Source organism: Endozoicomonas sp. SESOKO3 (assembly GCF_024606255.1).
In genome coordinates, this window is the sequence record NZ_JAHHPR010000538.1 from 1 (window position 1) to 7,599 (window position 7,599).

Annotated in this window: 7 protein-coding genes; 5 read left to right on the forward strand and 2 right to left on the reverse strand. The window is 45.9% G+C overall.

All coding sequences use genetic code 11. The annotated features are described in order from the left end of the window. Positions 1-1,247, reverse strand: a 1,247-nt coding sequence (locus tag KDK18_RS09305; RefSeq protein ID WP_257254627.1) for a hypothetical protein, incomplete at its 3' end; no start/stop codon positions are given. Positions 1,248-1,830: 583 nt separating this feature from the next. Beyond that, positions 1,831-2,802, reverse strand: a complete 972-nt coding sequence (locus tag KDK18_RS09310; RefSeq protein WP_257254628.1) for a TDT family transporter — start codon at positions 2,800-2,802, stop codon at positions 1,831-1,833. Between the two features lie 348 nt (positions 2,803-3,150). Between KDK18_RS09310 and mutY the strand changes: the two genes are divergently transcribed. The 5 genes from mutY (at position 3,151) to KDK18_RS09335 (ending at position 7,399) form a co-directional block, all read left to right on the forward strand. Continuing rightward, positions 3,151-4,215 (forward strand): A/G-specific adenine glycosylase, encoded by a 1,065-nt coding sequence (mutY, locus tag KDK18_RS09315; protein WP_257254629.1) that lies wholly within the window; start codon positions 3,151-3,153, stop codon positions 4,213-4,215. Positions 4,216-4,306: 91 nt separating this feature from the next. Then, positions 4,307-5,203, forward strand: coding sequence for an acyltransferase (locus KDK18_RS09320; protein WP_257254630.1), 897 nt, complete (start codon positions 4,307-4,309; stop codon positions 5,201-5,203). 145 nt (positions 5,204-5,348) lie between these two features. Continuing rightward, on the forward strand, positions 5,349-6,833 hold the full coding sequence (locus tag KDK18_RS09325) for a YdiU family protein (RefSeq protein WP_257254631.1): 1,485 nt from the start codon (positions 5,349-5,351) through the stop codon (positions 6,831-6,833). 54 nt (positions 6,834-6,887) lie between these two features. Further along, complete coding sequence (locus KDK18_RS09330; protein WP_257254632.1) at positions 6,888-7,160, forward strand: oxidative damage protection protein; 273 nt, start codon at positions 6,888-6,890, stop codon at positions 7,158-7,160. A gap of 20 nt (positions 7,161-7,180) precedes the next feature. After that, a complete protein-coding gene (locus tag KDK18_RS09335; RefSeq protein WP_257254633.1) occupies positions 7,181-7,399 on the forward strand; it encodes a hypothetical protein in 219 nt (72 codons plus the stop codon). The last annotated feature ends 200 nt before the right edge of the window (positions 7,400-7,599 follow it).

Genomic DNA, 7,599 nt, shown 5'->3' on the forward strand with positions numbered 1-7,599 from the left:
TTTTCAGTATGATTTTCTTGTATTTTTTTATTGTATCGGTCAATGATCGTATTTAACCGTTTTACGGCAAATGGTTTTGTGTCAGGATTGTAATCAGCAAATGTTTTATACCATCTGGCTTCATCGTTCTCCAGAATACGATCATTATTTCCAAATGCTCTCAGTAAAAAAGGGTTTCGCTGGATCTCTGACTCCATCGCCAGAAGCACACCGGTATCACCCTGAATAGCACTCAAGGCATCGACGTGTTTATGCCCGGAACTATAATCAATCAATCCGTCCTTGCGCATTGAATCAGTGACTTCAATCACCTTCTCAAAAGATAATTCCGCAAGCTGGTCACCAGAATGATAAGGCGTGCAGTTTATTTCAAACCAACTCTGGGAGTCATAAAAAGGGAGTACGGTGAAGCTATCATCAAAGCCATATCGTGTACCACGTTCGTCAGCGATACGACGATAACACATCCCTTTGTCTTTGAGTCGATATGTAAAAATATCATCAAGCCGGGCTCGGGAATCTTTAACGTCATATTCAAGCTCTTCACCGAATTTAAGGTTTGGTCTGTTTGCCGGTTTCGCTTCATTGTCAGTTCCAAAAGAAGTGTCATCAAACATGGCGTTAACAATACCATCACAGCGCCCGGAAAAAATAACATCCATAACATGTTGATTAAAATACTCTCTCATATTACTTTCGTTGGTGCGCAGACCAACAGTTAACATATTGCTGGATGTTAGCGGTACACAAGCACTATCAATCAGTTGCTGCCTGAATTTGACGGCAAAATTAAAGACAACGCCCAACTCAGAAAAAAAGCCTCTTCCAGCAAGAAGGGTTTGAAAAAATGGATAAATCTCCTTCAGCAATTTCTCGTACGTAATTTCATAGACGCGAAAGTCAACTGAAGCCTTAACCTTTGGAGTAACATCATCCGGTACATTCTCTTTTTTGTTAAGATAATCAATCAGCATGTCACCCAGGCTATAACGTAATCTAAGCTTATTAAATTTCGATGCCTCTGCTGCCTGTTCGGTAAAAATAGCATTCAGGTAAGACTCTATCTCTTCAATCCTCATAAGGCCGATGGTCTTGCCAGCCACATATTTATCGGTACTGCTTTCAAACGTAAAGCACCGGTCATGAACCAGACCTTCCTGACATAAAATAAAATCAATAAAAATCCCGGTTATTGCCTCTCTTTGATCATCTTCAAGATATTCCATTGCGATTTCGTCATATTTCAACGTATGTATAAGATTTTCAATGGTATTTCGAAAACGTTCAGCCGCTTCCTCTGCGGTAAACGTCACGTTCACCTTGCTACTGGCTACATCTGCAACCTCACAAACATCAGTAGCAATCCAATGGGAAACGGTTCGCTCGGGAATAGTCTGATTGGGCATTTGATGAATGCAACCTGGCAGAACACAACCAAGTCGTCGTATCTGCTTCACCAGCGCAGAGGATTTATCTTGAACCCTGCGCTTTCTTGAAAAGCTCTTGACTTCGCTCGGCCCTGAATCAAACTCATCACCAACGTTTTCTTTAACAAGGCTGCTTTCATGAAGCCCGTATGCATCTGTTCTGGAAGAGTTTATATTCATTAGTCACTCCATTGACTGTATTTAATTTTTTTAAGCTTCATGTGCTTTGGACTATTAATTTCCAAAAAAATTCAAGAATCCTGGTTTATATTGCCCAGCGCTAACCTACTGCATGAGCCTTCTGAGCGAGATGGGATGGTTCAGCAGAGCCGTAATAGAAGTCTGTTGGACTCAAAAAAGACTGGCAGGACACATGGATCAAGCCAGTTATTTTCTGTTCAGGTTATGCCAATTGTGGGCGGGGCTTCAGATAAAAGAGGATATAGCGAATAGCAACATAAGTGACAATGACTGTAGCCACCACGAGTTCAATAAGCCCCAGCTGATAAAAGAGATCAGCAAAGACACCATTTACTTTGCTTTCCAGCTTAAGCAATGCTGTGGCACCAATCACCATTGGGAAGGTGAAAGCGGCATAGCCAGGTGAAAATGGCAGCCTCAGCAGTTTAATGAAAGCCATATACACCATGGCCGTCATAAAAATAGCCAGTGGCGCCAGAATACTGATCATGATCAGACTGGGATTATCGGTGATGGTCAGATAACCCGCCAGAGACAAACTGGCTGGTGCACCCATAATGGCAAAAGTAGGCAGCGCCGCATCAGGAATAGTGCTCTTGAAGATCAGGCGGTAGAACATGATGGGCAGCTTTATGAAATAGCAGAGCAGGCCAAAGATAAACAGCATCTTGACCAGAGGCTCAAAGCCCATACCCTGACTCGTGACCGCAGCCACGATTATACCAACAGGAGGTACAAACCAGCTGGGCACCATATGCTCAATATCAAAGTCCCTAACCCGCTTGGTCACAAAACCTGCCAGTAATACCAGATGAGTTAGCACGGCCGCTACCCAGAGCGCGCGTGCCGCAAATTCGGAAACGGGCATGAGAGCAGAGGCAATTACCATAGTCGCCATGGCAAAAGTTGGCATAACACTGCTGACGACAGGGTGTGAAAGATCTTCACGAATCAGGTGCGGGTGCAGAATAAACTTCAGCATCACCTTGAAGACCAGAATGGCGGCAATCAGAGCAGCGCTTAACTTCAGTCCCTGAGACTGATCTGGCATGACCAGAGACCAGGCAGCGCCGAGGCTGGCAATGCCTAAAGCCAGACCTCCCAGAGGAGTGGGAACACGGCTTAGTCTTGATACCAGGCCAGTTGTGCGAGCTGGATTTTCAGTCTTATTCATCGTGCTTATTACCGAGCGTATCAGTCATTCGCTCATGGCTTTTCTTAGCCCACGGCTGTTTGAGCAGTTCTTAGAAAGATATATGAACAAAATAACGTATTTTCAGAATAAGAAAATTCAAACTTTTAAATAATGTCAATCAACAAAATTTATACTTTAAGGAGACTCTGAACTGTCGGCAAAAACGGGTCTGGGCAGAAAAAAGATTGGAATAAAGTAAAGAAGTTCATGTTTCCACTTTTCAGTGCAAGCAGATACAAAAACGCTATGAAATGAGATTAGGAGGCCATTCCATCGTACTTTTCATAGTAGAATGCACCACTAAACTCTTAAACCCAGACACCCAATATGTCGCCAGATAGCAATAGTGACGCCTTCAGCCAACAAGTGCTCCAATGGTTTGATGGTCATGGCCGCAAGAACCTGCCATGGCAGAAAAACATCAACCCTTACCGGGTCTGGATCAGCGAAGTCATGCTGCAGCAGACCCAGGTAACTACTGTCATCCCGTACTTTGAAAATTTTATGTCACGCTTTCCCGGGGTTGCAGACCTGGCTTCAGCGGAAATCGATGATGTGCTTCATCTGTGGAGCGGGCTCGGATATTACAGCAGAGCCAGAAACCTGCACAAGGCGGCAAAAATGGTCATGGATACTTTTGCCGGTGAGTTTCCCCGCTCTGTTAAAGAATTAACTCAGTTACCCGGAATCGGTTTATCGACTGCCGGAGCGATAGCGTCCATCAGTATGGGTATTCGTGCTCCGATTCTGGACGGTAATGTTAAGAGAGTACTGGCCCGTTATCAGGCCATTTCTGGTTGGCCCGGACAGTCTGCAGTAGCACAACAACTCTGGAGTATTGCCGAAGGGTTTACCCCACATCATCGCAATGCAGATTACACTCAGGCGATGATGGATCTGGGGGCAATGATTTGCACCCGGACCAAACCTTCCTGTCTGATTTGCCCATTAGAGCAAAACTGTGTGGCCCACAAAGCCGGAGAAGAAACCCGCTACCCCGAACCCAAACCTAAAAAAGACAAGCCGGAACGATCGATAATCATGTTAATGGTGATCAACGAGTTTGGAGAGGTTCTATTGGAAAAAAGACCACCTACAGGTATTTGGGGAGGACTCTGGGGTTTTCCGGAAATCCAGATCGATGAGGAGCTGTCTGGTGCCGCTCAAAACAAAACCGGATTAAGTCTGGAAGATTTTGAAGAATGGTCTTCATTTCGACACACATTCAGCCATTATCACCTGGATATCACTCCGGTCAAATCCTTTGCTGCCAAAGCCTCTTCGGTAGCGGATGGAGATCGATGGCACTGGTTTCAGCCTGATCAACCGTCCGAGCTGGGCTTGGCAGCTCCAGTCAGTAAACTGTTAACGAAAATCATGAGGACTCTGTAGAGGCGATCAGCGGGGTGAAAGTTCCGGGTTAGAGATGAAAAAAGTTTCGAGTTAAACTACGCAACCCCCAATAAAGAACGCCAAGTCCAACATGATCCGTCGATTTAAAGAATACGTTACAGGGTGTTTATCTGCCTCCCTTTTGATCATCAACACCCTGTTGCTCAGCGTGCCGCTGCTCTGTTTTTCTCTTTTAAAACTCATCGTCCCCTTAAAAGGCTTTCGTCGCCTGATGGGACGAATGGCTCACTTTATGGCTGAGCTATGGATCAGCATCAACTCCCTCTGGATGAGAGCACTGACAGGAACTCATCTGAATATCAGCGGTCTGAATGACCTGAATCCCAATGGCTATTATCTGATCACCTCCAACCATCAAAGCTGGGCCGATATTTTGCTGATGCAACAGCTGCTCAACAGAAAAATCCCCTTGATGAAGTTCTTTCTCAAACAGGAACTGATCTTCGTTCCGGTTATAGGTCTTTGCTGGTGGGCTCTCGACTTCCCATTTATGAAGCGTTACAGCAAAGCCTATCTTGAAAAACACCCGGAAAAACGTGGCAAAGATCTGGAAAACACCCTTAATGCCTGCGAAAAATTCAAAACCATGCCGGTATCCATCGTCAATTACCTCGAAGGCACCCGTTTTACCGAGGCGAAGCACAAAAAGCAGTCATCCCCCTTCAAACATTTGCTGAAACCCCGTGCTGGCGGTATCAGTTACGTAATTGGAGCTTTGGGTGAGCAGGTGAGAACCCTTTTAAACATCACCATTGTTTACCATCAAAAAGGCCAGCTGGGTTTCTGGGACTTCCTGTGTGGTCGAATTAAAAACGTCAGTATCCATGTTGACAAACGAACCATCCCGAAATCATTCATAGGTCGCAGCTACCAGCAGGATGCTGAATTTCGTAATGACTTTCAGGCATGGGTTAATGATCTCTGGGAAGAAAAAGATCAGCTCATGCAACAAATGGGTCAACCTTAAAAGCGCTATTACGTCGTCTGTCGTTTCCTGAAGAACTCTCCCATATAAGTCAATTTCCTAGTAAAATACTCAGGTATTCTTTGACCACAGCAATGCCGCAACAGGGAGTGGTGGCATTTCCGTCCTCTGTATGGAAAATATCTAAATGAGAACAAGCCTGGATCAGCTCAACTTTAATAACCGCTTTGGCCAGCTGCCAGACGTGTTCTATACCCGTCTTCAGGGCACTCCTCTGGATAATCCCAAGCTGGTCGCCGTGAGTCAGAAAGCCGCTGATCTGCTAGATCTTGAGCTGAGCGACACTTGTAAAGAGCAGTTGACCCAGATGGGTGGAGGCTCAATATTTCCCGAAGATTCCGACCCTTTGGCAATGATCTACTCCGGACATCAGTTTGGCAGCTATAACCCTCAGCTGGGCGATGGGCGAGGTTTGCTTCTGGGGGAAGTGATCAACAAAAAAGGTGAAATATGGGATCTCCATTTGAAAGGGGCAGGCATGACACCCTATTCCCGATTCGGTGATGGTCGGGCCGTTTTACGTTCCTGCATCCGTGAGTACCTTGCCTCTGAGGCCTTGTTCCATCTGGGTATCCCGACCACTCGTGCCCTTTGTGTGGTGACCAGCGACACTCCGGTTTACCGTGAAACGGAGGAACGCGGATCTACCTTGCTGCGAATGGCAAAAACTCATATCCGTTTCGGTCACTTTGAGTATTTTTACTACACCAAACAACACGAAGCTCTTGAAACTCTGGTCGAATTTACCATTCAGAACTATTTTTCCGAGCGAATTGATTTTTCCGGGCAGCCCGATAAAAACGACAAATACAGTTTATTTTTCAAAGCTGTGGTAGAGAAAACCGCTCATATGATTGCCCTTTGGCAGGCTAACGGTTTTGCCCATGGGGTAATGAATACCGACAACATGAGCATTCTCGGCGAAACCTTTGATTACGGGCCCTACGGCTTTCAGGATGATTTCAACTGGCACTTCATCTGTAACCACTCTGATCATTCCGGCCGCTATGCTTTCAGCCAGCAACCCGATATCGGTTATTGGAACTGTGGCCGACTGGCACAGGCGTTTTTGCCTCTGCTCGAAGATATATCTACTCTTCAAAAAATACTGGACAGCTATCCCGCGCTTTACTCAACCAAATATCTTTCATTGATGAGTGAGAAACTGGGGCTGCAGGAAGAAGAACCTGAAGACTCAGATCTGATCAAGGATCTTCTGCAGCAACTTCATGATCAACGACTGGACTACACCCTGTTTTTCCGTACCTTGTCGGATTACCGTGCAGGTCAGGGCGTATCAGCATTCATTGCTTTGTGCAGTGAACCTGAGTTCCTCAAAAAGTGGCTGCAACGCTATGATGAAAGGATTCGTCGAAACCCGGAGCCAGAGCAGCAGCGCCACGAACGAATGAAACAAATCAACCCCAAATACATTCTGCGAAATTATCTCGCCCAAACGGCTATCGAGAAGGCGGAAAAGGGGGACTACAGTGAAATCGACCAATTGATGAAAGTGTTGCAGTCACCCTATGATGAGCATCCTGATCTGGGACATTATGCTCAAAAGCCCCCTGAGTGGAGTAAAAAGCTGGAAGTCAGCTGCTCGTCCTGACGAATAGTTTGTTAAGATGCCACCCTATTACTGATTGTGAGAAAGAGGATACCCATGGCCCGTACCGTACACTGTGTAAAACTCAAGAAAGAAGCCGAAGGCCTTGCTGTGCCACCTCTGCCAGGCCCCAAAGGCCAGTGGGTTTACGAGAACGTTTCCCAGTCTGCATGGAGTGAATGGCAAGCCCACCAAACTCGTCTGATTAACGAGAAACACCTCAGTCTGCTGGATCCTGAAACCCGCAAATACCTGACCGAACAGATGGATAAGTTTTTCGCCGGTGAAGACTATGATGCCGCCGAAGGTTTTGTACCTGAACAGAAGTAAACTGATTAGGAGCCTGACCTATGAACATCAAAGACATTTCTATCTCTAACAACAAAAAGAAGCTCATTCTCTCTGCCATCAGCGACCACTCTGTCCTCTTTCAGGAAGAAAATGGCGACATTGTTATAGATACCAGAGCCTATCAGACTTACAAGGAAGAAAAGGGGCAGGCACCGATTGAAGAAATAGCTGAACTGGAGTCCCTGGAAGAATTGGCGGACTATGTCGTCTTTCAATAACAAAATAAACTCTGCCAGCTGCATTGTGACTCTAAACAGTTGATCCACACCACTTTTTTCGTTCAAAAAACGGAAAATCAGCATAGCCGACTTGACTCAGAGGGGTGAAATCCGTTTAATACGCCTCGCACATGGTTACGTGAAAGGCCTGGGTAGCTCAGTTGGTAGAGCAGCGGATTGAAAATCCGCGTGTCGGTGGT